Below are 21,106 nucleotides of genomic sequence, written 5' to 3' on the forward strand. Positions count from 1 at the left end.
CGATGCGCCAATACATCGATGATCGCCAACGTGTCCCACGACTCGGTCGGCGCGGTGGTCCGTCGCGAGGCCCAACCTCTGCCTCATTCGTCGTTTTCCGCCGCCTATCTGAGTAATCAGCCACAATCGGAGACCGACCGCCGCCGGGCCGCGTCAGCCCGCCTCTGCGCCCACTGCGCCTGATACCCCCACCGATACGGACGCCGAGCCCGCCCGGACGGCAGTGACCGCCCGAGCGGGTTCTTCGTCCCGTGCCGCGCACTGTTGTTCCGCGCCACCTCCCGCGACACCGTGCACACCGGCACCCCGAGAACCTCCGCAATCTGCGAGATCGTCCGACCCGACCCCCACAGATGCTCCAACACCTGCCGATGCCCGAACGTCAACACACCCGGCCTCGCCACCCGCACCCCCAGCCCAACCAAGATCAGTTGCACTGAAGCCTAGAAACCGCCTCTCCATAACCGCCGCTAACCTCATGATCGACCGCCAAGCGCGAGATCTTGGTACGAAATGGCCCCTCCAGGGGCCGATTCCTACCAAGATCTACACGGATCTCGGGATATGACCTTCGAGATCCCGGATAGTGGGAGACCGGGCGGTCTCCGCGGACGGCATGAGAGCGGCCGTCGGATGACGCGGAACTGGCGGACTGAGCCAGGAGTGGACGGCCCGGCGCAGGCCGGAACCGGTGGGCGGAGGAGAAGCGAGCGGGCCGACGCAGGCGGAAGCCGGCGGATGGGGCAGGAGCGGGCGGGCGGACACAAGCGGAAGCCGGACGGGCCGACCGACATGCGAGCCGGCAAGCGGGCGGACGCGGAAGCCGCAGGCGAGCGCACGCGGGAATGGGCAACCGGGCGGACCCGGAAGCGAGCAAGCGGGTGGACCCGGAAGCGGGCGGACGAGTGGCCGACCACGGTGGAGGTCGGGCGACAGCGGTGGCGGCACCGCCCCGGACGAACGCCCGTAACAGGACGATCGCGGGGACGAGGCGTCAGCGGGGTTTGGTGGCGGCGATCGCCAGGGCGTCGGGCACGGGGCCGGAGCCGGACTCGACCACCCGGTTCACCACCAGACCGGCGGCCGCCACGGCGTTGAGCAGGTCGGCCAGGGGCAGGTGCCAGGCGCCGACCCGCGCCCGCACCCCCACCGAGTTCCACGACCGCAGCGTGTGCTCCCGTGAGGCGTACCCGCCGTCGATGACGATCCGCTCCGGCTCGGACCGGTCGGCGAACGCGCCGACGTAACACGGGTGCACCCCGACGTGCACCAGCCGGCCACCGGGCGCCAGCACCCGCGCCGCCTCCGCGATCGCGGCCGGATAGTCGGGCATGTCGGTGTGCGCGAGTACGCACACAGCGGCCGGCACCGCGCCGGTGGCCAGCGGCAGCGCTGTCGCGTCGGCCCGGGCCACCGGCAGCCGGGACCGGGCGTGACGCAGTTGCCCGCCGGACAGGTCCACGCCCACCGGTGTCCATCCGAGACGGCGCAGCTCGGCCGCGTGCGCGCCGGTGCCGCAGCACAGGTCCAGGCAGCGGCCCGGGCCCTCGCCCAGCAGGCCGGCCAGGACCGACCGGATCCGGTCCATGTAGACCGACGAGGTCTCGCTGGCGTACTCCTCGTACCAGTCGGCGATGTCGTCGTACAACGGGGTCGTCATCTCCGCACGCTAGCCCCGCACCGGGCCCGCCGCTGCCCCGCAGATCGGCTACGGTGCCCCCATGACCTGGGAGGAGCTCGACGCGCACCTGGACAAGGTGCCCGGCACCGTCTCCGCGTACGTGGGCCGCCCCGGCGCGCGGCCTACGTGGACGCGGCGCGCCGACGCCACCCACTACGCGGCGAGCACGATGAAGCTCGCAGTGCTGGTGGCGCTGTTCCGCGCCGCCGAGACCGGCCGGCTCGACCTGGACGCGCCGGTGCCGGTGCGCAACTCGTTCGACTCCGCGCTGCCGGGCGCGCCCCGGTTCGCCAACGCCCGCGACTACGACAACGACGAGGCGGTCTGGGACCGGGTCGGCGGGGACGCGCCGCTGCGCTGGCTCGCCGAACGGATGATCGTCCGGTCCAGCAACCTGGCCACGAACATCTGCATCGGCCAGGTGGGGCTGCCCGCGGTGGCGCAGGCGTGGGCGCTCGCCGGTGCCCGGCACAGCGTCACCGGGCGCGGCATCGAGGACTTCGCCGCCCGCGACTCCGGCATCGACAACCTGGTCACCGCCGCCGACCTGGCCGCCCTGCTCGGCGAGCTGGCGCTCGGCGCGACCCGCCCCGGCCCGCTGGCCCCGCCGTCCGCCTGCGCGGCCATGCTCGACGTGCTGGCCGCCCAGGAACACCGCGAGGACCTCGCCGCCGGGCTGCCCGACGGCACCCGGATCGCGCACAAGAACGGCTGGGTACGCGGTGTGCGCCACGGCGCGGGCGTGGTGTTCCCGGACGACGCGCCGCCGTACACGATCGTCGTCTGCACCACCACCGACCTGGCCGACGGCGGCGCGGACGACGACGAGGTGGAGGACGACGCCTGCCGGCTGATCGCGCACGTCTCCGAGCGGGTCTGGGCGGCGCGGCACGACCTGGCCGGCTGACCCGGCTACTCCAGCAGCCGCTCGCGCAGCGCCGCGCGGTCCGCGTCGGTCACCCCCAGACCGTCACGCAGGTACGCCTCGAACGAGCCGTGTGTCCGGCGCACCTCGTCGTAGGCGGCGTCCAGGTATTCCGGGCGCACCTCCAGCAGCGGCCGCGCCGCCGCCGGGTCCAGGTCCGGCCGGCGCCGGATCATCGCCGAGAGCAGCACCTCGCGCAGGCTCTCGGTCAGCTCGTTGTGCACCAGGTAGTCGGCGCGGATCGCCTCCTCCTCGACCCCCAGCGCGGTCAGCAGCACCACCGACAGCCAGCCGGTGCGGTCCTTGCCGGCGGAGCAGTGGAAGAGCAGCGGCAGGTTCGCGTCCTCGACGGCCAGCCGCACCGCCGCGCTGAAACCGGCCCGCGCCGACTCGCCGGTGACGAACCAGCGGTAGATTGCCGTCATCGCCCCCGGCATGCCCTCGCGGGCCAGCGCCGCGTACGCGTTCAGGTCGTGGCCCTGCAACACCGCCGAGACGTACGTGAACACGGGGTGCGCCGCGTCGTAGACGGGCAGGTGCACCACGCGGGGCGCACCTGCCAGCCGGTCCGGCGGCGCCACCGCCTGCTCGTGGGCGTCGCGCAGGTCCACCACGCAGGCCGGGCCGAGTTTGCCCAGCACCGGCAGGTCCTCGTCGGTGAGCCGGCCCAGCGCGGGCGTGCGGATGAGCCGTCCGGCGCGTACCCGCCGCCCGTCGGTCGTCGGCAGTCCGCCCAGGTCACGCGCGTTCGGCGCACCCACCAGCTCCCAGTCCCGCCCGGTCATCGGCCCTCCCCTGCTCGCCGCCAGTTGGCTATAGGGTGCCCCACATGACCATCGCCGCGGTACGCACCCACCGTCTGTCGGCCCCCTTACACACCCCGTTCGTCACCGCGCTGCGCCGTACCACCACCGTGGACACGCTGGTCGTGGAGGTGATCGACGGCGACGGCCGTTCGGGTTTCGGTGAGTCGCCGCAGGTCTGGCAGGTCACCGGCGCGTCGGTGGCCGGCGCCGAGGCGTGCGTACGCGAACTGCTCGCGCCGCTGCTGATCGGCCGGGACGCCGACGACCTCCAGGCGGGTTGCGCGCTGCTGCGTCGCGCCGTGGTGGGCAACGAGTCGGCGAAGGCGGCGCTCGACGTGGCGCTGCACGACCTGGCCGCGCGGCGGCTCGGCGTACCCCTGGTGCGGCTGCTCGGCGGCACGGCGCTGCGCGTGCCGACGGACGTCACGCTCGCCGCCGGCGACGCGGTCGACCTGGCCGCGACGGCGGCGCGGCGCGGCGCCGAGGGGTTCGGGGTGCTCAAGCTCAAGGTCGGCACCGACGCCCGCGGCGACCTGGACCGGGTCCGCGCGGTGCGGGCCGCGGTCGGGCCGGACGTGCGGATCCGGCTGGACGCCAACCAGGGCTGGACGCCGCGGGAGGCGGTCCGGGTGATCCGCGCGATCGAGGACGCGGGGCTCGACGTCGAACTGGTCGAGCAGCCGGTGCACCGCCGTGACCTGGACGGACTGGCCTGGGTCAGCGACCGGGTCGGGCTGCCGATCCTGGCTGACGAGTCCGTCTTCGACACGCGTGACCTGGTCGAGGTGATCCGGCGGCGCGCGGCGGACATGGTGAACGTGAAGCTGGCCAAGTGCGGCGGCCTGCAGGCGGCCCGCACGCTGCTGGACCTGGCCGCCGCGCACGGCATGGGCACCATCGTCGGCTCGATGATGGAAGGGCCGGTCGGGGTGGGCGCCGCCGCCAGCCTGGTCGCCGCCTACGGCACCACTGCGGTGTCGGACCTCGACGCCGCGTGGTGGCTGGCCTGGTCGCCGGTCACCGGCGGCATCCGGTACGAGGGCGCGAGCGTGCTGCTGCCGGACGCGCCGGGGCTCGGCATCACCGGCCTACGTGAAGCTAAAATTCAGTCACATGGTTGAGTGGCGGTAGAATCTTTCATAGGGTCGCCCGGAGAACCACTGCAGAGAGGGGTACGCGCGTGGCGCCTCAACCGTGCCGGCAGGCCGTCGTACGGGTGCCGGTGGCGACCCTATGGGCAGCACCCGACGCGGTGCGCCCGATCGACCGGCCCGCTCTCGCCGACTGCCCCGACGTCGCCGGCTGGATCGCCGGAATGGACCGCGAACAGCGGGTCGGTGACTGCGTCCTGACCCAGTTGCTGCTCGGCGAGCGGGTACAGGTCACCGAGACGCGGACGGACGGCTGGACCCGGGTGGTGGCGCTCGGGCAGCCCGCCGCGAAACACGGCGCCGACGGTTACCCGGGCTGGGTGCGGACCGCCCACCTGACCGCCGCCGACCCGGTCGACGCCGCGCTGACCGTCGACGTCGCCCACACCACGCTGCGCGTCGCGCCGGGCGGCGCTGCGGCGCTCAGCGGCCTGGTGCTCGGCACCCGCCTCGCGTCGGCCGGGCGGCCGGTGGACGGCGGGCGCCCGGTCCGCGTACCGGGTCGGGCCGACCCGCTGTGGGCCCCGGAGGGCGACCTGGTGCCGCTGCCGGCCGAACGCCCCGAGGCCAAGGAGGTGCTCGCGGTCGCCGAGCGGCTGCGCGACCTGGTCTACATCTGGGGCGGCCTGTCCACCGACGGCATCGACTGCTCCGGGCTGGTCCACCTGGCCTGGCGGCGGTACGGGATCACGCTCCCCCGCGACGCCGACGACCAGGCGGACGCGACGACGCCGGTGGCGCTCGACGACGAGCGTCCCGGCGACCTCTACTTCTTCGCGCGGCCCGGCCGGCGTGTCCACCACGTCGGGATCGTGTCGGCCGAGCCGCACGCCGGCCGGCGCCGGATGCTGCACGCCTGCTACCTGACCCGCCGGGTGGTCGAGGAGGAGCTGCCCGCCGACCGGGTCGCCACACTCGTCGGCGCGCACCGCGTCTGACCCTGCGGAAACGCCGCTGGGCGCCCCCGGCACGAGGACGCCCAGCGAATGGTGATCCGGTCAGCGGCGGGCCTTGACCAGCTCCCGCCGCCGGTCCCGCGACGACTTCGCCAGGCTCGCCGCGGTGGCCACGGCCAGGGTGCCGAGGATGACGGTGAGCGACAGCCAGATCGGGATGTGCGGGGCCCACCCCACAGGCTCGCCGCCGTTGATGAACGGCAGGTGGTTGTCGGCGAGCGCCTCCAGCATCAGCTTCACGCCGATGAAGCCGAGCACCACCGCCAGCCCGTAGCTGAGGTAGATGAGCCGGTCCAGCAGGCCGCCGAGCAGGAAGTAGAGCTGCCGCAGACCCATCAGCGCGAACACGTTCGCGGTGAAGACCAGGTACGGCTCCTGGGTGATGCCGAAGATGGCCGGGATCGAGTCGAGCGCGAAGATCAGGTCGGTGGTGCCGATCGCGATCATCACGATCAGCATCGGGGTGAACAGCCGCCGCCCGTGCTCCCGGGTGGTGATCTTTGCCCCGTCGTAGTCCCGGGACAGCGGCAGCGCCCGGCGGCTCCACCGGATCAGCAGGTTCTCGCTGAACTCGTCCTCGTCCGGCTCGCCCTGCCGGGCCAGGTTCACCGCGGTGTAGATGAGGAACGCGCCGAAGATGTAGAAGACCCAGGAGAACTGGGAGATCAGCGCCGCGCCGGCCGCGATGAAACCGCCGCGCATGACCAGCGCCAGGATGATGCCGACGAGCAGCACCTTCTGCTGGTACTGCCGGGGCACCCCGAAGCGGGCCATGATGATGACGAAGACGAAGAGGTTGTCCACCGAAAGGCTGTACTCGGTGAGCCAGCCGGTGTAGAACTCGCCCGCCACACCGGCGCCCGAGGTCAGCCAGAGCACAGCGCCGAAGATCAGCGCCAGGCCGACGTAGAAGCCCACCCAGAGGCTCGACTCGCGGACGCTGGGCTCGTGCGGTCGCCGGCCGATGATGAACAGGTCGGCGAGCAGGACCGCGATCATCGCGATCAGCGTTACCGCCCACACCAATGCGGACACGTTCAAATCCATCCTCCGGCAGACACGCGGCGTCGGGCACACCGTACGCCGGGTGGGGTGCCGGGGTGCGTCGACGCTGACAGGGGTGACTGTCGGAGGTCTCTTCCGCCGGAGCCCGGTAGCCGGTTCCGACCGACGGAGCCGGGTCGAGCCACCGTGGGGGTACCGGGGCTCTTCCGTGCTGACGACTCCGCCGCGAGGGAATACTCCCCTCCTCGGCCGCCATTGTTCACCATCACACCCAGGGGCCGCATCTCCGGGCCGTCGTCCGGCTGAGTGACGTGTGCCGCCTCACGTCGCGTAATGCTTCCTAGGAGGCTAGCCCATCAACCCCGCCGGGCGTCTCCCCCGGTGCGTACACACGGCGGGGTGGCATGGCAGGCTGCGGGCATGGTTCTTGAGGTCGCGCTTATCGATGTGACGCCCGGAAACGAGGACGACTTCGCCGCCGCCTACGCGCAGGCGCGGCCGATCCTCGCCGGCGCCGAGGGCTGCCGCTCCGTGCGGATGACCCGGGGCGTGGAGTCGCCCACCCGGTTCGTCCTGCTGGTCGAGTGGGACTCGGTCGAGGCGCACGACGTGAACTTCCGCCAGACCGAACGGTTCGCGCAGTGGCGCGGGCTGATCGGCCCGTACTTCGCCGGGCCGCCGCTGGTCGAGCACTTCACCGACGTCCCGGCCTGAACTGTCGTACCCGTGCCGTAGCCTGCGCGCTGCGCGGCCACCGGCCCCGACGGTCATCGGGGGCGCCGGGTCCGGTGGTCGCGCCAGGTCGCGCCGGTCAGCCCAGGTCGTACGGGTCAGTCCAGCTTGTGCGGATCGCGCTGCCGGGGCACCGGCGCGGCGCCCAGCCGCCGGGCCACCAGCTCGGCCGTGGCATCGGATGGCAGCGCGACCGCGAGCAGCCGTTCGATGACCCGCTCGTAGTGGGTCACGTCCGTCTCGGACACCAGGCGCACGTCGGTGGTGAGCGTCTCCACCAGCACGGTGCGCGGGTCCGCCGGATCGGGGTAGGCGTAGTAGGAGAACGGCGCGAGCGGGTGCGGGCCGTCGCCGCAGGACGCGCCGGGCAGCAGCCGGACGCTGACGCGTGGCCGCTCGGCGAGGGCGAGCAGATGCCGCATCTGGTCGCGCCACACGTCACCGGGCAGGCCGTCCGGGTCGCAGACCCGCTCGTCGATCAGCGCCGTGTAGTGCGGCGGGTCCGGCCGGATCAGCAGCTCCTGACGCGCCGCGCGGGCGCGGACCTCGGCCTCCACGTCCACGTCGCCGGTCAGTGCCGCGCCCGCCGACACACGCAACCGGGCGTACGCCGGGGTCTGGAGCAGGCCGGGCACGAGCGCGCACTGGTACTCGACGATGCGCTCGGCGCCCGCCTCCAGCTCGACGTACGCCCGCTGCCGTTCGCCCATCTCGCCGAGCGCCCGGGACCAGCCGCGTCCGGTGGCGGCGTCCCGGGCGATGACTATCAACTCGTCCCGCTGCGGTGACGGCACCTGGTAGACGTCGAGCAGGTCGAGCACGTCGGCCAGGTCGGGCCGGCTCTGCCCCAGCTCGATGCGGGACAGCTTCGAGGTGGACGCCCAACCCAGCCTGACGCAGACCTGCTCCAGCGTGAGCGACTCGCGACGGCGCAGCCGGCGCAGCTCCACACCGAGCCGCGCCCTCCGGACCACGGGACTTGCTGACAACGGCATGCACGCCTCCCAGGGGAGGAGCGTACGCATGACCATCACGCTCGGCAATACCTCGCCCACACAGCGCTACCACGCGCGAAGTAGGCGCCAGTCGTTCAGGGGCGGTAGGTGCCGAACGACCAGACCACTCCGGACAGGTCGCGGGCGATGTAGTCACGGGAGCCGTAGTCGGTGTCGAACGGCGCCCGGACGATCTCCGCGCCGGCCGCCCGGGCCCGCTCGTGATGCGCGTCGACGTCGTCGATCGCCAGGTAGACGCGGTAGTCGTCGTCGGCCGGGCGGGGCTGCGGCGCCGGCCCCGGGCCGAGCATCACGAGGTCGCCGGCGTGCTCCAGCTCGACGTGGACGAGGGTTCCGTCGGGCAGCTCGTGCAGTTCACGCACGGTGAGGCCGAACGCGGAACAGAGGAAGTCGACTGCTGCGCGCACATCGGGATACCGCAAGACGGGATAAACGCTCTGCATGCCGCCAGTCTGCCGTGGGGCCGGTCAGGCCGGATTGGACGAATGGGATCCCGGCCCCGCCAGCGCGGCCGGGGTGGCACCGGCGAACTCGCGGAACTCACGGATGAGATGCGACTGGTCGTAGTAGCCCCACCGGGCCGCCCGCTCCGCCCAGCCGGTCTCGCCGGTCACGGCGGCGGGCGCGGTGAGCACTGTGCGGCCCAGGCTCGCGTACGCCCGGCCGAAGCGCAGCAGGCGGGCGACGGTCCGCGGCGGCAGGCCGAACTCCCGCCGGAACCGGACCGACAGGTGGCGGCGCGACCAGCCCAGTTCCCCGGCCAGCGTGGCCACGCCCACCCCGTCCTCGCCGGCCAGCCGCCGCCAGGCCGCCAGCAGGTACGCGTCCACCGGCTCGGTCTCCGCCAGCCGCGCGGCCAGGGCGGCGTCGAGCCGGGCGAAGCGCTGCGGCCAGTCCCGCGCCACGGCCAGCTCGTCACGCAGCCGGACCAGCCAGCCCGCCACCGCGTCGACCGGCACCGCCCGGTTGGCCAGGTCGGCCAGCGGCAGCCCGAGCAGGCGGCGGGCCGCCGGGGCGGTCAGCAGCACCTGGACCCCGGTGCCCGTCCCCACGGTGCGGGTAACGCACCAGCCGTCGAACGGACCGGCCAGGAAGGCGTTCGTGCCGTACGCGCCCCGGGCCGGGTCACGCGGATCGGTGACGTCCAGCGGGTCGCCCCAGCCGAGGATCAGCACCACGAACGCGCCCGCCGCCTCCCGGCGCGCCAGCGGGACGGGAGCGTCCTCGCGGTAGCCGAGGTAGCGGTCCACCCACTGGCGCAGTCGCGGGTCGGGGCGCGCGACGACGGCCTCGGTCAGCATCGCGCCGCCCCGGCCGTCACGCCGCTCACCGGACCCCTGCGGCGTCCATCCCGCGCAACTCCTTCTTGAGGTCGGCGACCTCGTCCCGGATCCGGGCGGCCAGCTCGAACTGCAGCTCCCGCGCGGCGGCGAGCATCTGGTCGTTGAGCTCCTGGATGAGGTTGGCCAGGTCGGCCCGGGCCATCCCCTCGCGCGACGGGGTCCCCGCGGCGCCGCGGCGGCTGCGCGTCTCCTTCACCGGCGCCTTGCCCCGGGAGAGCTGCCGCACGGCCCCGCCGACGTTGCTGTTCTCGGTGTCCTCCGCCTCGCGGTAGATGTCGTCGAGGATGTCGTGGATCTTCTTGCGCAGCGGCTCCGGCTTGATGCCGTTCGCCTCGTTGTGCGCGATCTGCTTGGCCCGGCGCCGGTTGGTCTCGTCGATCGCGTTCGCCATCGACGGCGTGATCTTGTCGGCGTACATGTGGACCTGGCCGGAGACGTTACGGGCGGCCCGGCCGATGGTCTGGATCAGCGACCGGCCGCTGCGCAGGAACCCCTCCTTGTCGGCGTCGAGGATCGCCACCAGTGAGACCTCGGGCAGGTCGAGACCCTCCCGGAGCAGGTTGATGCCGACGAGCACGTCGTAGTCGCCCTTGCGCAGCTCGCGCAGCAGCTCGACCCGGCGCAGCGTGTCGACCTCGGAGTGCAGGTAGCGCACCCGGATGCCGTTCTCCAGCAGGTAGTCGGAGAGGTCCTCGGCCATCTTCTTGGTGAGCGTGGTGACGAGCACGCGCTCGTCCCGCTCGGTGCGCAGCTTGATCTCGTGCATGAGGTCGTCGATCTGGCCCTTGGTCGGCTTGACCACGACCTCGGGGTCGATCAGGCCGGTGGGGCGGATCACCTGCTCGACGAACTCGCCCTGGGCCTGCTCCAGCTCCCACGGGCCGGGGGTGGCGGAGAGGTAGACCGTCTGGCCCACCCGCTCCAGGAACTCGTCGAAGCGCAGCGGCCGGTTGTCCGCGGCGCTCGGCAGGCGGAAGCCGTGGTCGACGAGCATGCGCTTGCGGGAGGCGTCACCCTCGTACATGCCGCCGATCTGCGGGATCGTCACGTGCGACTCGTCGACCACCGTGAGGAAGTCGTCCGGGAAGTAGTCGAGCAGGCAGTGCGGCGGGCTGCCGGGCAGCCGGCCGTCGATGTGCATGGAGTAGTTCTCGATGCCGGAGCAGAAGCCCACCTGGCGCATCATCTCGATGTCGTAGGTGGTGCGCATGCGCAGCCGCTGGGCCTCCAGCAGCTTGCCCTGCCGCTCCAGCTCGGCCAGCCGCTCGCCCAGCTCGGCCTCGATGTCGCGGATCGCCCGTTCCATCCGCTCCGGACCGGCGGCGTAGTGCGTGGCCGGGAAGATCATCAAGCTGTCGACCTCGCGGACCACATCGCCGGTCAGCGGGTTCAGGTAGTAGAGCTTCTCGATCTCGTCACCGAACAGCTCGATCCGGACCGCCAGCTCCTCGTACGCCGGGATGATCTCCAGCGTGTCGCCGCGGACCCGGAAGGTGCCGCGCTGGAAGGCCATGTCGTTGCGGGTGTACTGGATGTCGACCAGCCGCCGCAGCAGCTGGTCGCGGTCGAGCTCCTGCCCCACCTTGACTCGGACGGCGCGCTCGAGGTATTCCTCCGGCGTGCCCAGGCCGTAGATCGCCGAGACGGTGGCGACCACGATGACGTCCCGCCGGGTGAGCAGCGACATGGTGGCCGAGTGCCGCAGCCGCTCGACCTCCTCGTTGACCGAGGAGTCCTTCTCGATGTAGGTGTCGGTCTGCGGGATGTACGCCTCGGGCTGGTAGTAGTCGTAGTAGGAGACGAAGTACTCCACCGCGTTGCGCGGCAGCAGCTCGCCGAACTCCTTCGCGAGCTGGGCGGCGAGGGTCTTGTTGGGGGCGAGCACCAGGGTCGGCCGCTGGAGCCGCTCGACCAGCCATGCCGTGGTGGCGCTCTTGCCGGTGCCGGTCGCGCCGAGCAGCACCGTGTTGCGGTCGCCGCGCCGCACGCGCCGCTCAAGCTCGTCGATCGCCGCCGGCTGGTCACCGGCCGGCTGGAACTCACTGACGACCTGGAAGCGGCCGTCGAGCCGGGGAATGTCGAGCGCCATGCCACCAACGGTACGCCCGAGGTCCGACACTTCGGCCACGACCACGGACCGTCCCTGATCAGCTTCGATATTCCCATTGTGTGGCTCATCTCACGGGTTTACCCTCGTACCGTAGGCCGCTCGCGGCGGCCGACCGGGCCGGCGACCGCCCCCTTCCGGGGCCCGGTTGCCCCCGGCGCCAGGGCCGCAGCACCCGGGTCGACCGGCGTGCGCGCCGACGGTGGTCGCGCGCAGGCGCTGACCGGCCGCCGCGAGCGCCCCTGCTCGTCACCGAAACCCCGCTCTCGCGTTCTCCACTCGTGGGGACCTCTCCCGACCGCCGGCCGCGACGCGAGCCCGACACCGGCGTGCCCCTGCCCGCTGACGACGCCGGCCGGCCGCGCGGCGCGGGTCGTCCCCACCGGCTCACCGCCCGTGGGAGCGGCGACCAGGCCGTGCCCCGTGAGCCCGGTCGGCGGCACCGCCGCGCCCGCACCAGCACACCGGCCCGGCCCGCCACGGTGGCCGGCCGGCGCCGCCGCGCCGAGGCCGGCGCCGGCCGCTCCCCCGCTCTCCCGGCCCGGGCGGGAGGCGACCCGGAACTGGACGGCGCCGACGACCCGCCGGACGGGCCGGGCCGCCGCCGGATCATGCTCGCCGCGCTCGCGGGCGCCGCCGTGATCTCCGCGACGGCGCTGGTCGCCGCGCTGCTGGCCTGGGTACCCGGGCGGAGCGAACCGGCCGGGACGGCCCGCCCGCTCACCCCGGCCGAGGCCGACCGGGTGGCCGCGCTGCGGGTCACCAACCTGCGCGACGTGCGCGCCGGCGTCCGGGTCACAGTGGGCGCCGGCGGCACCCGTACCGAACTCGTCGGCTGGATCGACTGGGCCCGCCCCCTGGTCTACCTGGACGTCGGCGGTCCCGGCGCGGGCGCCGACCGGGGCCTGGCCCAGGCCACCACGTCCGCGCTGCTCGTGCGCCCCGACCCCGCGGCGCTCCCCACGCCGGCCCGGCCCCCGCTGGTGCCGCCCGCGGACCGGTGGCGGATGCGGGACCCGGCCGGCGGGCACGGCCTGGGCGCGGTACGCGACCTGCTGATCGGGCTCGGCGCCGCGCGGGTCGACCCGCCCGGCACGGACGGCCGGTGGCTGCGTCACGACAGCGTCGACGGTGTGCCGGTGGACGTGCTCCAGGCGCCGCTTCCCGTGCCGGGCGACCCGCGGCCCACGCTCTGGCTGGACGCGGACGCCCGCCTGCACCGGCTCACCGGGCGGCTGGCCGACGGCACCCCGGTCACCGTCGAGCTGAGCCGCGCGGACCGGCCCACGCTGCACCCGGTGGACGCCCTCGGTGGCCGGCCCGGACAGCCCCGTGACCTCACCGACGACGAGGCCGAGCGGCTGGCCGCGCTGCCCGCCCGGCTACGCGCCGTCGGCGGCGCGGCGGTGACCGCGACCGCCCCGCTCGGCCCGTCCACCACCCTGCGCGGTACGGGCACGCTGAGCTGGACGACCTCGTCGGCGTACCTGGTGGTGATCGAGGACGGCAGCGGCCGTCGCACCCTGCGCTGGGCCCGGCCGGGCCAGGTGGCCGAGGTGCACCGGTCCCCCGACGGGCCGGCGACACCCCCGACGCCGGTACCAGCCGCGCTGCTCTCGGCGCCTGCGCGCCCGCCCGGCGACGACCTGGACCGGCTGCTCGACGCGGCGCTGCGGGCCGCGGTGCGCGCGCCGGAAGGCGCTGCCGTCCGGGTGCGGGAGGACCGGCTCGCCGACCGGGCCGTCGACGTCGTCGAGGTGCCGGGCGGCAGGCGCTGGTGGCTCGACAGCGGTGGGCTGCCGCGCCGGCTGGAACTGCGTACCGGGTCCGGCGTCTGGGTCCGGCTCGACCTCACGCCGGGCCGCGTGCCCGCCGGTTCCCCGGTTTCGACGTCGCGCTGACCCGCCCGGCGCCGCGCCGGATCCGTGCGGGAACGCGGCGGGGCGGGAGCGCGGTCAGGGGCACCAGCCGGTCTGCGCGGCCCACTCCTCGGCGCGCAGGTGCTCCTCGTCGAACCACGGGTCGTTGACGGTGCCGCACGTGGCGCGCTTCGGCGCGGTGGCCGCCAGATCCCGCTTCACCTGCAGGTAGTCGGCCCGCCGCGCCGGATCGGCGCGCAGGTGGTCGCGCATCAGCAGCGCGTGCCGCCAGCCGGGTGAGCCGGCCTCGCGCAGGTGCAGCCGCACCGGACGCCCCGGGTCCGCGCCGCCGTGCAGCCGCTTGGCCCAGCGCGCCGGCTCGGGCTGCCGGGGCGCGTCCCACCACTCGCCCGGCAGCCGGGGGAAGCCCGCATCGGCCAGCCGCTGCGCGAGCGGGCCGTCCGCCTCGTCCAGCGAGGACACCGTCACCTGGATGTCGATCACGTCCGGGGCGGCGATCCCCGGCACCGCTGTGGAGCCGACGTGGTCGACCCGGAGGTCACCGCCGGCCGCGTGGCGGATCCGGGCGGCCAGCCGGGCGTACTGCTCGGGCCAGGTCGGGTCCGGCGCGGCGAGCGCCTCCAGGTCGGGCGGCACGGCGCGGCGCTCGCGGACGTTGCGCTCGTAGGGCGCCAGGCGGTCCCGCCAGAGGGCGTCCACGGCGGCGTGCAGCTCGGTGAGCGTGCCGTCGTTGGTGAGCAGCACGTCGGCGACCGCGCGGCGGGTGGCGTCGTCGGCCTGCGCCGCGATGCGCCGCTGCGCCTCCGCCGCGGCCATGCCCCGGTCGCGGGTCAGCCGGGCCATCCGGGTCGGCACGGCCGTCTGCACCACGACCACCAGGTGGTACGTCGGCGCGAGTCCCACCTCCACCAGCAGCGGTACGTCGTTGACGACTATCGCGTCGGCGGGGGCGGCGGCGACCAGTTCGGCGCTGCGCGCGCGTACCCGGGGATGGGTGATCCCTTCGAGCGTGCGGCGGGCGGCCTCGTCGCCGAAGACCAGCGCGCCCAGGGCGGCCCGGTCCAGCGCCCCGTCGGCGTCGAGGACCTTGTCGGAGAAGGCGGCGACCACCTCGGCCAGCCCGTCGGTGCCGGGCGCCACGATCTCGCGGGCGATGCGGTCCGAGTCGACGATCACCGCGCCCAGCGCGGCGAGGCGGCTCGCCACCGCGCTCTTGCCCGATCCGATTCCGCCGGTCAGCCCCACCTTCAGCACCCGGACAGTCAACCGGATCGCTCGTCCGCATGCCAAACCCGCCCGGCACACGACGCGGGCCCCGCCCCCGGCGCTCCGCTGGTGCGGAACGCGGGGACGGGGCCCGTCGTTCAGAGGCAGTCGCCGGCTCGTCCGGTGGGACGAACAGGCGTCAGCGTCCGGTCACTTGCCGCCGGCGAGCTTCTCCCGCAGCGCGGCAAGTGCCTCGTCGGTCGCGAGCGTGCCGGCCGGCTCCTCGGCCTGACGGCTCGGGGCCGAGGTCGAGGTGGTGGTGCCGCCGCTGGTGGCGGGCGGAGCCGGGTTGGCAGCGGCCTCGGCGTCGGCGGCGCGGGAGGTCTGCACCTGCTTGGTGTGGGCCTCCCAGCGCTGACGCGCCTCGGCGTACTGCTGCTCCCAGGTCTCGCGCTGCTTGTCGTAGCCCTCGAGCCACTCGCCCGTCTCCGGGTCGAAGCCCTCCGGGTAGATGTAGTTGCCCTGCTCGTCGTAGGTCGCGGCCATGCCGTAGAGGGTCGGGTCGAAGTGCTCCTCGCCCTCGACGAAGCCCTCGTTGGCCTGCTTGAGCGACAGCGAGATCCGGCGGCGCTCCAGGTCGATGTCGATGACCTTGACCATGACCTCGGAGCCGACCTGCACGACCTGCTCCGGGATCTCCACGTGGCGCTCGGCCAGCTCGGAGATGTGGACCAGGCCCTCGATGCCGTCGTCCACCCGGACGAACGCACCGAACGGCACCAGCTTGGTGACCTTACCCGGCACGATCTGCTGGATCGCGTGGGTGCGGGCGAACTGACGCCACGGGTCCTCCTGCGTCGCCTTCAGCGACAGCGAGACCCGCTCGCGGTCCAGGTCGACGTCCAGGACCTCGACCTCGACCTCCTGGCCCACCTCGACGACCTCGGACGGGTGGTCGATGTGCTTCCAGGACAGCTCGGAGACGTGCACGAGGCCGTCCACGCCGCCCAGGTCGACGAACGCGCCGAAGTTGACGATCGAAGAGACGACGCCCTTGCGGACCTGCCCCTTCTGCAGCTTGTTGAGGAACTCGGTGCGCACCTCGGACTGCGTCTGCTCCAGCCAGGCCCGGCGGGACAGGACCACGTTGTTGCGGTTCTTGTCCAGCTCAATGATCTTGGCTTCGAGCTCGCGGCCGACGTACGGCTGCAGGTCACGCACACGCCGCATCTCGACGAGCGACGCGGGCAGGAAGCCGCGCAGGCCGATGTCGAGGATGAGACCACCCTTGACGACCTCGATGACCGAGCCGCGGACGACGCCGTCCTCGTCCTTGATCTTCTCGATCGTGCCCCAGGCCCGCTCGTACTGCGCCCGCTTCTTGGAGAGGATCAGCCGACCCTCCTTGTCCTCCTTCTGGAGGACGAGGGCCTCGATGTGGTCACCCACCGAAACGACCTCGGCCGGGTCCACGTCGTGCTTGATCGACAACTCCCGAGAGGGGATGACACCCTCGGTCTTGTAGCCGATGTCGAGCAGGACCTCGTCCCGATCGACCTTGACGACGGTGCCTTCGACAATGTCGCCGTCGTTGAAGTACTTGATGGTCTCGTCGATCGCGGCGAGGAAAGCTTCCTCAGAGCCGAGGTCGTCGTGGGTGACCTTGTTGGCGCTCGAGGTGGCCTCGATGCTGCTCGTCATGTGGGCGGTTGCTCCGGTCGGATGGGTTGTCACAGCGGGCATGGGTGTCGCAGTGACTCTTCCGCGCCAACGGATCCGTCGCCGGGCACACCGAACGATCGACGCGAGAAGATCATTAGTGGCTCCGGTGACCGCGCACCTGCTCCCTGCCGAGGCACACGATCCGCGAGCGCATCGTCTAGCCTACCCGCTGCATTACCACAGCGTGCAAGCCCTCCCGGGTCCGCGCGAACTCATCGTCTGCGAAAGCGGAGATTTTACTCGGTAAGGTGCCACAGCTGTCTCGTCCGTCACATCCGCCCCAACCGTCACCCCACCCGACCGGCCCGGCGCCGCCGGACCTAGCGTGGACGGGTGGACGACGACAGGGTGACCCGCCGACGGGTCGAGGCCGGTGAGATCCGCCGCGCCAACCGCGGCTGGTGGGACACCGACGCCGACGCGTACCAGGCCGAGCACGGCGCGTTCCTCGGCGACGTCGACTTCGTCTGGTGCCCGGAAGGGCTGCGCGAGGCCGACGCCCGGCTGCTCGGCGACGTGACCGGCCGCCGGATCCTCGAACTCGGCGCCGGCGCGGCCGCCGCCGCCCGCTGGCTCGCCGCCCAGGGCGCCCGGCCGGTCGCGCTGGACCTCTCCGCCGGCATGCTGCGGCACGCCGCCGACGCCGCCGACCGCACCGGGGTACGCGTGCCGCTGGTGCAGGCCGACGCGCTCGCCCTGCCGTTCGCCGACGCCGCGTTCGACGCCGCCTGCACCGCCTTCGGCGCGATCCCGTTCGTGGACGACTCGGCGGCGGCGATGCGCGAGGTGGCAAGGGTGCTGCGCCCCGGCGGCCGGTGGGTCTTCTCGGTCACCCACCCGATGCGCTGGATCTTCCTGGACGACCCGGGCGAGGGCGGGCTGACCGCCGTGCACTCGTACTTCGACCGCTCCCCCTACGTCGAGCAGGACGAGCACGGCGTGGCCACGTACGTCGAGCAGCACCGCACGCTCGGCGACCGGATCCGGGAGCTGGTCGGCGCCGGTTTCCGCCTGCTGGACCTGGTGGAGCCGGAGTGGCCGGCCGGGCACGAGGGGATCTGGGGCCAGTGGAGCCCGCTGCGCGGACGGCTCTTCCCCGGCACCGCGATCTTCGTCGCCGAGAAGCCGGCGGACTGAGCGCGTCGCACGTCCGGTGCGACACGGGCTCCGGCACCCGGCGGTACGCTCGCCGCATGACCGCCGAGCCCATCCCGACATCACCTGGCCCCTGGTGTCCGGACCCGATGCGGCAGCAGCGTGCGGACTACACGCTGGAGGATCTGCTCACCCTGCCGGACGACGCCCCCCGCGTCGAACTCGTCGACGGAGTCTTCCAGGTGACACCCTCCCCCACTCTGGGCCACCAGGACATATCCCTGCTGCTCAGCCTCTGGCTGCGGTCGCACGCCCCGGCCGGTCTGCGGGTCGCCCAGGCCATCGGGGTCGGGCTCAGCCCGAACACCAGCCGCCAACCGGATGTGCTGCTCCACCACGCCGGGCTGCCGAGCGACCGGTCCCTCCTGCGACCGGCGGACGTCGTCCTGGCCGTCGAGATCGTCTCCCCCGGCACCCGGCGGGTCGACCGGTTCGCCAAGCCGGGCGAGTACGCCGCCGCGGGGATCCCGTTCTACTGGCGGATCGAGCAGGACCCGGTGCACCTCTACGCGTACCGCCTCGGCGACCGGATCGGCCCGGGCGGCGAGCGGCAGTACGAACTGGTGGACGACAGCAGCGAGGTGATCGAGCTGTCCGAGCCGTTCGCGATCAAGCTGCCGATCGCGGAGATCCGGCCCTGACGACGCCGTTACTCGGTACCGGCCGCGGGTAACCGGGCGGCATGGCCGAGAACGAGTTCCGCGCCGGCGACCACGTCTCCTGGGCCAGCCACAGCGGCCGGGCGTACGGGGTCGTCAAGGAGAAGCTGACCGAGCGCACCCACGTCCGCGGGCACACAGTGAACGCCTCCCCGGAGCAGCCGCAGTACCGGATCACCAACGACGACTCGGGCCGCGACGTCGCCCACCGACCGGAGGTGCTGCGCCATGAGTCGCGCTGAGGACCCGCAGCAGACGTACCGGGAGTTCACCGACGCGGTGAACATGAAGCCGGGCGAGCTGACCCGCTGGCTGGAGACCGAGGAGTCCAAGCACGTCGGCTGGCACAAGAAGGGCACCCAGGGCGGCGAGTCGGTCGGGCACGACTCCGGCCGCCGGATCGTCGACCTGCTGCGCCGCAAGCGCGCCGACCTCACCGCCGCCGACTACAAGCACATGCGCAAGGTGATCGGATACGTCCACCGCCACCTGGCCCAACGCCCCTCCGGGGACGTCCGCGACACGAGGTGGCGCTGGTCGCTGATGAACTGGGGTCACGACCCGCTCAAGAGCTGAGCGGCCGGTCGTTCGCCCCACGTTGGTACCGTCCGGGCGATGACGACAGACGTCTCGACCGCCGGCCGTCATCCCCGCGCCGGACGGGTGGTCCTCCTGGCGGGCCTCGGGCTCGTCGCCGCCGCGGCGATCGTCCTGGTGGCGACCGGGAACACCGGTGTCCGGTACAGCGCCGACCACGACGGCACCGTACCGATGTGGAGCCGCTGGATCCCGGCGCTGGCCGGGATCGTGCTGATCCGCCTGATCCCACCCGCGCCCGACCCGAGGTGGCCGGACCCGGTGGCGCCGTACCGCGAGGCGGTGCCGCTGCTGCTGGCCGGGATCGCGTTCGCCGCCGTCATGCCGCTGCTGGGTGGCGAACCCGCGTACACGGTGTTGAAGCTCGCGCTGCTGCTCGGCGTACCCCTTGTGGTGTTCCTGGTCGCGCGCCGCCGGCCGCCGCGATGGCGACCGGCGCCGGCCCCGGCGGACGCCGCCCACCGGTGGGGTCCAGCGCTGCCGGTGGCGGTGTGGCTGGCGCTCAGCTACGCGACGCCGCTGGCCGTGCCGGCCAGCGACTGGGGGCGGACCGTCACGCCGGTCGAGCTGGTAGTGACGCTGCTGGTGGCCTTCGCGGTCAACGCGCTGCTGGAGGAGGTCTTCTACCGGCGGTGGCTGCAGACCCGGTGGGAGTCACTGCTGGGCCGCTGGCCGGCGATCGTGCTCGCGTCGCTGGTGTGGGCGGTCTGGCACGTGGCCATCCAGGGCAGCGGACGGCCCGGCGTCGACCTGGCCACGGTGCTGGTCAACCACGGGGTGCTCGGGCTCTTCCTCGGCTACCTGTGGTCCCGGTACCGCCGGATGTGGCCGCTGCTGGTGGTGCACGGCGCGGTCAACGCGGCGCCCGTCCTGCTCGGTCTCTGACCGGCCCGCTTGACCCTGCCACCGGCGGCAGGGTCGGACGATGCCGGCATGGAACGCCGTACGCCACGCGTCGTCGTGGTCACCGGTGCGGGGACCGGCATCGGCCGGGCCACCGCACATGCCTTCGCCACCTCCGGGTACGCCGTGGTCGCCGTTGGCCGGCGCGCCGCGCCGCTCTCGGAGACCGCCGCCGGCCGCCCGGACATTACGCCGCTGACCGTCGACGTCACCGCGCCCGACGGGCCCGGCCGGATCGTCAGCGCCGCGCTCGACCGGTACGGCCGCCTCGACGTCCTGGTCAACAACGCCGGGGTGGCGGGCGGCGGGCCGCTGGCGGACCTGGACGAGAACGCCGCCCGGCGGCAACTGGAGACGAATCTGCTGGCCCCGATCCGGCTGGCGCACGCCGCCGTCGAGGCGCTCGCCGCGACGCGCGGCGTGATCGTCAACGTCACCACGTCGGTCGGCCTGCGTGCCTGGCCGGGCAGTTCGGTGTACGCGGCGGGCAAGGCGGCGCTGGACTCGCTGACCCGGAGCTGGGCGGTGGAACTCGCGCCGCGCGGCGTCCGGGTGGTGGCGGTGGCGCCCGGCGCGATCGACACCCCCATCGGGGTGCACAGTGGCCTGTCCGCCGAGCGGCGCGCGGCGGTGCGGGACTGGCAGCTCGCGCACACGCCGGCGGGCCGGATCGGCCGCCCGGAGGACGTAGCCTGGGCGATCCGGCGGCTGTGCGAGCCGGAGGCGGACTTCGTCACCGGTGTGGTGCTGCCGGTGGACGGGGGCGCGGTGGTCGCGTGAGGGGACGGTGGCGGCGGTGCGGATCGGCGCGGTGGCGAAGGCGACGGGCTGCACGCCGCGTGCCCTGCGGCACTACGAGGAACACGGGCTCATCGCCTCGGCCCGGGCTGCAAACGGCTACCGCGAGTACGACGACGCGGCGGTCACCCGGGTCCGCAACATCCGTCACCTGCTCGACGCCGGGCTGACCCTGGACGACGTGCGGGTCTTCCTGCCCTGCCTGGACGGGGACGTGGCGTCGGCGCCGCCGTCACCGGCCGGGCTGCGGGTCGGCCGGGAGCGGCTGGCCGTGCTGGACGCCCGGATCGCCGCCCAGGTGGCCGTCCGCGACCGCCTGGCCACAGCCCTCCAGGCCGCCTCCCTCGACCCCGCCCTCTCGCCGTCCCCGCCGCCTCTTGCGCGGTGATCAAGGAGTTTGTGTCACGCCAGAGCCCGTTCGGGGACACAAACTCCTTGATCACCGCCGGGGCGGGCGGGTGGTG

Annotated in this window: 22 protein-coding genes and 1 pseudogene; 13 read left to right on the forward strand and 10 right to left on the reverse strand. The window is 73.4% G+C overall.

Annotated elements, in window-relative coordinates:
• Positions 1–183: hypothetical protein (locus tag AMK25_RS32545; RefSeq protein ID WP_206744915.1), on the forward strand; the 183-nt coding region annotated here is incomplete at its 5' end.
• Here AMK25_RS32545 and AMK25_RS33275 read toward each other — a convergent pair.
• Together AMK25_RS33275 and AMK25_RS25365 are read right to left on the reverse strand one after the other, a co-directional pair.
• Positions 138–437: pseudogene (locus tag AMK25_RS33275) on the reverse strand (sigma factor-like helix-turn-helix DNA-binding protein); the annotation flags it as partial. The gene AMK25_RS32545 and the pseudogene AMK25_RS33275 sit on opposite strands and share 46 nt — an antisense overlap.
• Before the next feature lie 557 nt (positions 438–994).
• Entirely contained in the window at positions 995–1,660 is a 666-nt protein-coding gene (locus AMK25_RS25365; protein ID WP_073830906.1) for a class I SAM-dependent methyltransferase, read from the reverse strand.
• Positions 1,661–1,721: 61 nt separating this feature from the next.
• Between AMK25_RS25365 and AMK25_RS25370 the strand changes: the two genes are divergently transcribed.
• Positions 1,722–2,588: a serine hydrolase gene (locus tag AMK25_RS25370; RefSeq protein ID WP_073830907.1), complete on the forward strand. Its 867-nt coding sequence runs from the start codon at positions 1,722–1,724 to the stop codon at positions 2,586–2,588.
• A 5-nt stretch (positions 2,589–2,593) separates the two neighbouring features.
• Here the strand turns inward: AMK25_RS25370 and AMK25_RS25375 are convergent, their stop codons facing one another.
• Positions 2,594–3,391, reverse strand: coding sequence for a tyrosine-protein phosphatase (locus AMK25_RS25375; RefSeq protein ID WP_073830908.1), 798 nt, complete (start codon positions 3,389–3,391; stop codon positions 2,594–2,596).
• 44 nt (positions 3,392–3,435) lie between these two features.
• On the opposite strand from AMK25_RS25375, the gene AMK25_RS25380 reads away from it, so the two are divergent.
• Together AMK25_RS25380 and AMK25_RS25385 are read left to right on the forward strand one after the other, a co-directional pair.
• Positions 3,436–4,533: a mandelate racemase/muconate lactonizing enzyme family protein gene (locus tag AMK25_RS25380; RefSeq protein WP_073830909.1), complete on the forward strand. Its 1,098-nt coding sequence runs from the start codon at positions 3,436–3,438 to the stop codon at positions 4,531–4,533.
• Positions 4,534–4,592: 59 nt separating this feature from the next.
• Positions 4,593–5,501: a C40 family peptidase gene (locus tag AMK25_RS25385; protein ID WP_073830910.1), complete on the forward strand. Its 909-nt coding sequence runs from the start codon at positions 4,593–4,595 to the stop codon at positions 5,499–5,501.
• 60 nt (positions 5,502–5,561) lie between these two features.
• Here the strand turns inward: AMK25_RS25385 and AMK25_RS25390 are convergent, their stop codons facing one another.
• On the reverse strand, positions 5,562–6,560 hold the full coding sequence (locus tag AMK25_RS25390) for a TerC family protein (RefSeq protein ID WP_073830911.1): 999 nt from the start codon (positions 6,558–6,560) through the stop codon (positions 5,562–5,564).
• 384 nt (positions 6,561–6,944) lie between these two features.
• Here AMK25_RS25390 and AMK25_RS25395 point away from each other — a divergent pair, with 384 nt between their 5' ends.
• Positions 6,945–7,238 carry an antibiotic biosynthesis monooxygenase family protein gene (locus AMK25_RS25395; RefSeq protein ID WP_073830912.1) on the forward strand — a complete coding sequence of 98 codons (294 nt, stop codon included), beginning with the start codon at positions 6,945–6,947 and terminating at the stop codon, positions 7,236–7,238.
• 116 nt (positions 7,239–7,354) lie between these two features.
• On the opposite strand, the gene AMK25_RS25400 is transcribed toward AMK25_RS25395, so the two are convergent.
• The 4 genes from AMK25_RS25400 to uvrB all read right to left on the reverse strand — a co-directional run bounded on the left by AMK25_RS25400 (position 7,355) and on the right by uvrB (position 11,704).
• Positions 7,355–8,251 (reverse strand): DUF5753 domain-containing protein, encoded by an 897-nt coding sequence (locus AMK25_RS25400; RefSeq protein WP_073831034.1) that lies wholly within the window; start codon positions 8,249–8,251, stop codon positions 7,355–7,357.
• Between the two features lie 95 nt (positions 8,252–8,346).
• Positions 8,347–8,715: a VOC family protein gene (locus tag AMK25_RS25405; protein ID WP_073830913.1), complete on the reverse strand. Its 369-nt coding sequence runs from the start codon at positions 8,713–8,715 to the stop codon at positions 8,347–8,349.
• Between the two features lie 24 nt (positions 8,716–8,739).
• Positions 8,740–9,573: a helix-turn-helix transcriptional regulator gene (locus AMK25_RS25410; RefSeq protein ID WP_073830914.1), complete on the reverse strand. Its 834-nt coding sequence runs from the start codon at positions 9,571–9,573 to the stop codon at positions 8,740–8,742.
• 25 nt (positions 9,574–9,598) lie between these two features.
• Positions 9,599–11,704 (reverse strand): excinuclease ABC subunit UvrB, encoded by a 2,106-nt coding sequence (gene uvrB, locus AMK25_RS25415; protein WP_073830915.1) that lies wholly within the window; start codon positions 11,702–11,704, stop codon positions 9,599–9,601.
• A gap of 434 nt (positions 11,705–12,138) precedes the next feature.
• Between uvrB and AMK25_RS25420 the strand changes: the two genes are divergently transcribed.
• Positions 12,139–13,623, forward strand: a complete 1,485-nt coding sequence (locus tag AMK25_RS25420; protein WP_241826487.1) for a hypothetical protein — start codon at positions 12,139–12,141, stop codon at positions 13,621–13,623.
• Between the two features lie 54 nt (positions 13,624–13,677).
• Here the strand turns inward: AMK25_RS25420 and coaE are convergent, their stop codons facing one another.
• Both coaE and rpsA read right to left on the reverse strand, forming a co-directional pair.
• Complete coding sequence (gene coaE, locus AMK25_RS25425; RefSeq protein WP_073830916.1) at positions 13,678–14,856, reverse strand: dephospho-CoA kinase; 1,179 nt, start codon at positions 14,854–14,856, stop codon at positions 13,678–13,680.
• Between the two features lie 162 nt (positions 14,857–15,018).
• Positions 15,019–16,551: a 30S ribosomal protein S1 gene (rpsA, locus tag AMK25_RS25430; protein WP_073830917.1), complete on the reverse strand. Its 1,533-nt coding sequence runs from the start codon at positions 16,549–16,551 to the stop codon at positions 15,019–15,021.
• A 312-nt stretch (positions 16,552–16,863) separates the two neighbouring features.
• On the opposite strand from rpsA, the gene AMK25_RS25435 reads away from it, so the two are divergent.
• From AMK25_RS25435 to AMK25_RS25465, 7 genes are read left to right on the forward strand one after another with little or no spacing between them, the layout of a single operon-like run.
• A complete protein-coding gene (locus AMK25_RS25435; RefSeq protein WP_073830918.1) occupies positions 16,864–17,667 on the forward strand; it encodes a class I SAM-dependent methyltransferase in 804 nt (267 codons plus the stop codon).
• 56 nt (positions 17,668–17,723) lie between these two features.
• On the forward strand, positions 17,724–18,326 hold the full coding sequence (locus AMK25_RS25440) for a Uma2 family endonuclease (RefSeq protein ID WP_241826488.1): 603 nt from the start codon (positions 17,724–17,726) through the stop codon (positions 18,324–18,326).
• Positions 18,327–18,367: 41 nt separating this feature from the next.
• Positions 18,368–18,586 carry a DUF2945 domain-containing protein gene (locus AMK25_RS25445; RefSeq protein WP_013287506.1) on the forward strand — a complete coding sequence of 73 codons (219 nt, stop codon included), beginning with the start codon at positions 18,368–18,370 and terminating at the stop codon, positions 18,584–18,586.
• Entirely contained in the window at positions 18,573–18,920 is a 348-nt protein-coding gene (locus tag AMK25_RS25450) for a DUF3140 domain-containing protein (protein WP_073830920.1), read from the forward strand. The genes AMK25_RS25445 and AMK25_RS25450 overlap by 14 nt, the downstream gene beginning before the upstream one ends.
• Before the next feature lie 39 nt (positions 18,921–18,959).
• Positions 18,960–19,826 carry a CPBP family intramembrane glutamic endopeptidase gene (locus AMK25_RS25455; RefSeq protein ID WP_073830921.1) on the forward strand — a complete coding sequence of 289 codons (867 nt, stop codon included), beginning with the start codon at positions 18,960–18,962 and terminating at the stop codon, positions 19,824–19,826.
• A 48-nt stretch (positions 19,827–19,874) separates the two neighbouring features.
• Positions 19,875–20,624: an SDR family NAD(P)-dependent oxidoreductase gene (locus tag AMK25_RS25460; RefSeq protein ID WP_073830922.1), complete on the forward strand. Its 750-nt coding sequence runs from the start codon at positions 19,875–19,877 to the stop codon at positions 20,622–20,624.
• A 31-nt stretch (positions 20,625–20,655) separates the two neighbouring features.
• A complete protein-coding gene (locus AMK25_RS25465) occupies positions 20,656–21,030 on the forward strand; it encodes a MerR family transcriptional regulator (protein WP_241826489.1) in 375 nt (124 codons plus the stop codon).
• The last annotated feature ends 76 nt before the right edge of the window (positions 21,031–21,106 follow it).

Origin of the sequence: Micromonospora sp. TSRI0369 (assembly GCF_001905625.1) — a bacterium.
GTDB classification, from domain to species: Bacteria; Actinomycetota; Actinomycetes; order Mycobacteriales; family Micromonosporaceae; genus Micromonospora; species Micromonospora echinospora_A.

Bases quoted from the DNA above. Each gene is read 5' to 3' on its own strand.
- AMK25_RS25445 (WP_013287506.1), top strand. From the start codon at position 18,368: ATGGCCGAGAACGAGTTCCGCGCCGGCGACCACGTCTCCTGGGCCAGC.
- AMK25_RS25365 (WP_073830906.1), bottom strand. From the start codon at position 1,660: ATGACGACCCCGTTGTACGACGACATCGCCGACTGGTACGAGGAGTAC.
- AMK25_RS25450 (WP_073830920.1), top strand. From the start codon at position 18,573: ATGAGTCGCGCTGAGGACCCGCAGCAGACGTACCGGGAGTTCACCGAC.
- AMK25_RS25440 (WP_241826488.1), top strand. From the start codon at position 17,724: ATGACCGCCGAGCCCATCCCGACATCACCTGGCCCCTGGTGTCCGGAC.
- AMK25_RS25375 (WP_073830908.1), bottom strand. From the start codon at position 3,391: ATGACCGGGCGGGACTGGGAGCTGGTGGGTGCGCCGAACGCGCGTGAC.
- uvrB (WP_073830915.1), bottom strand. From the start codon at position 11,704: ATGGCGCTCGACATTCCCCGGCTCGACGGCCGCTTCCAGGTCGTCAGT.
- AMK25_RS25395 (WP_073830912.1), top strand. From the start codon at position 6,945: ATGGTTCTTGAGGTCGCGCTTATCGATGTGACGCCCGGAAACGAGGAC.
- AMK25_RS25455 (WP_073830921.1), top strand. From the start codon at position 18,960: ATGACGACAGACGTCTCGACCGCCGGCCGTCATCCCCGCGCCGGACGG.
- rpsA (WP_073830917.1), bottom strand. From the start codon at position 16,551: ATGCCCGCTGTGACAACCCATCCGACCGGAGCAACCGCCCACATGACG.
- AMK25_RS25380 (WP_073830909.1), top strand. From the start codon at position 3,436: ATGACCATCGCCGCGGTACGCACCCACCGTCTGTCGGCCCCCTTACAC.
- AMK25_RS25370 (WP_073830907.1), top strand. From the start codon at position 1,722: ATGACCTGGGAGGAGCTCGACGCGCACCTGGACAAGGTGCCCGGCACC.
- AMK25_RS25460 (WP_073830922.1), top strand. From the start codon at position 19,875: ATGGAACGCCGTACGCCACGCGTCGTCGTGGTCACCGGTGCGGGGACC.
- AMK25_RS25410 (WP_073830914.1), bottom strand. From the start codon at position 9,573: ATGCTGACCGAGGCCGTCGTCGCGCGCCCCGACCCGCGACTGCGCCAG.
- AMK25_RS25400 (WP_073831034.1), bottom strand. From the start codon at position 8,251: ATGCCGTTGTCAGCAAGTCCCGTGGTCCGGAGGGCGCGGCTCGGTGTG.
- AMK25_RS25405 (WP_073830913.1), bottom strand. From the start codon at position 8,715: ATGCAGAGCGTTTATCCCGTCTTGCGGTATCCCGATGTGCGCGCAGCA.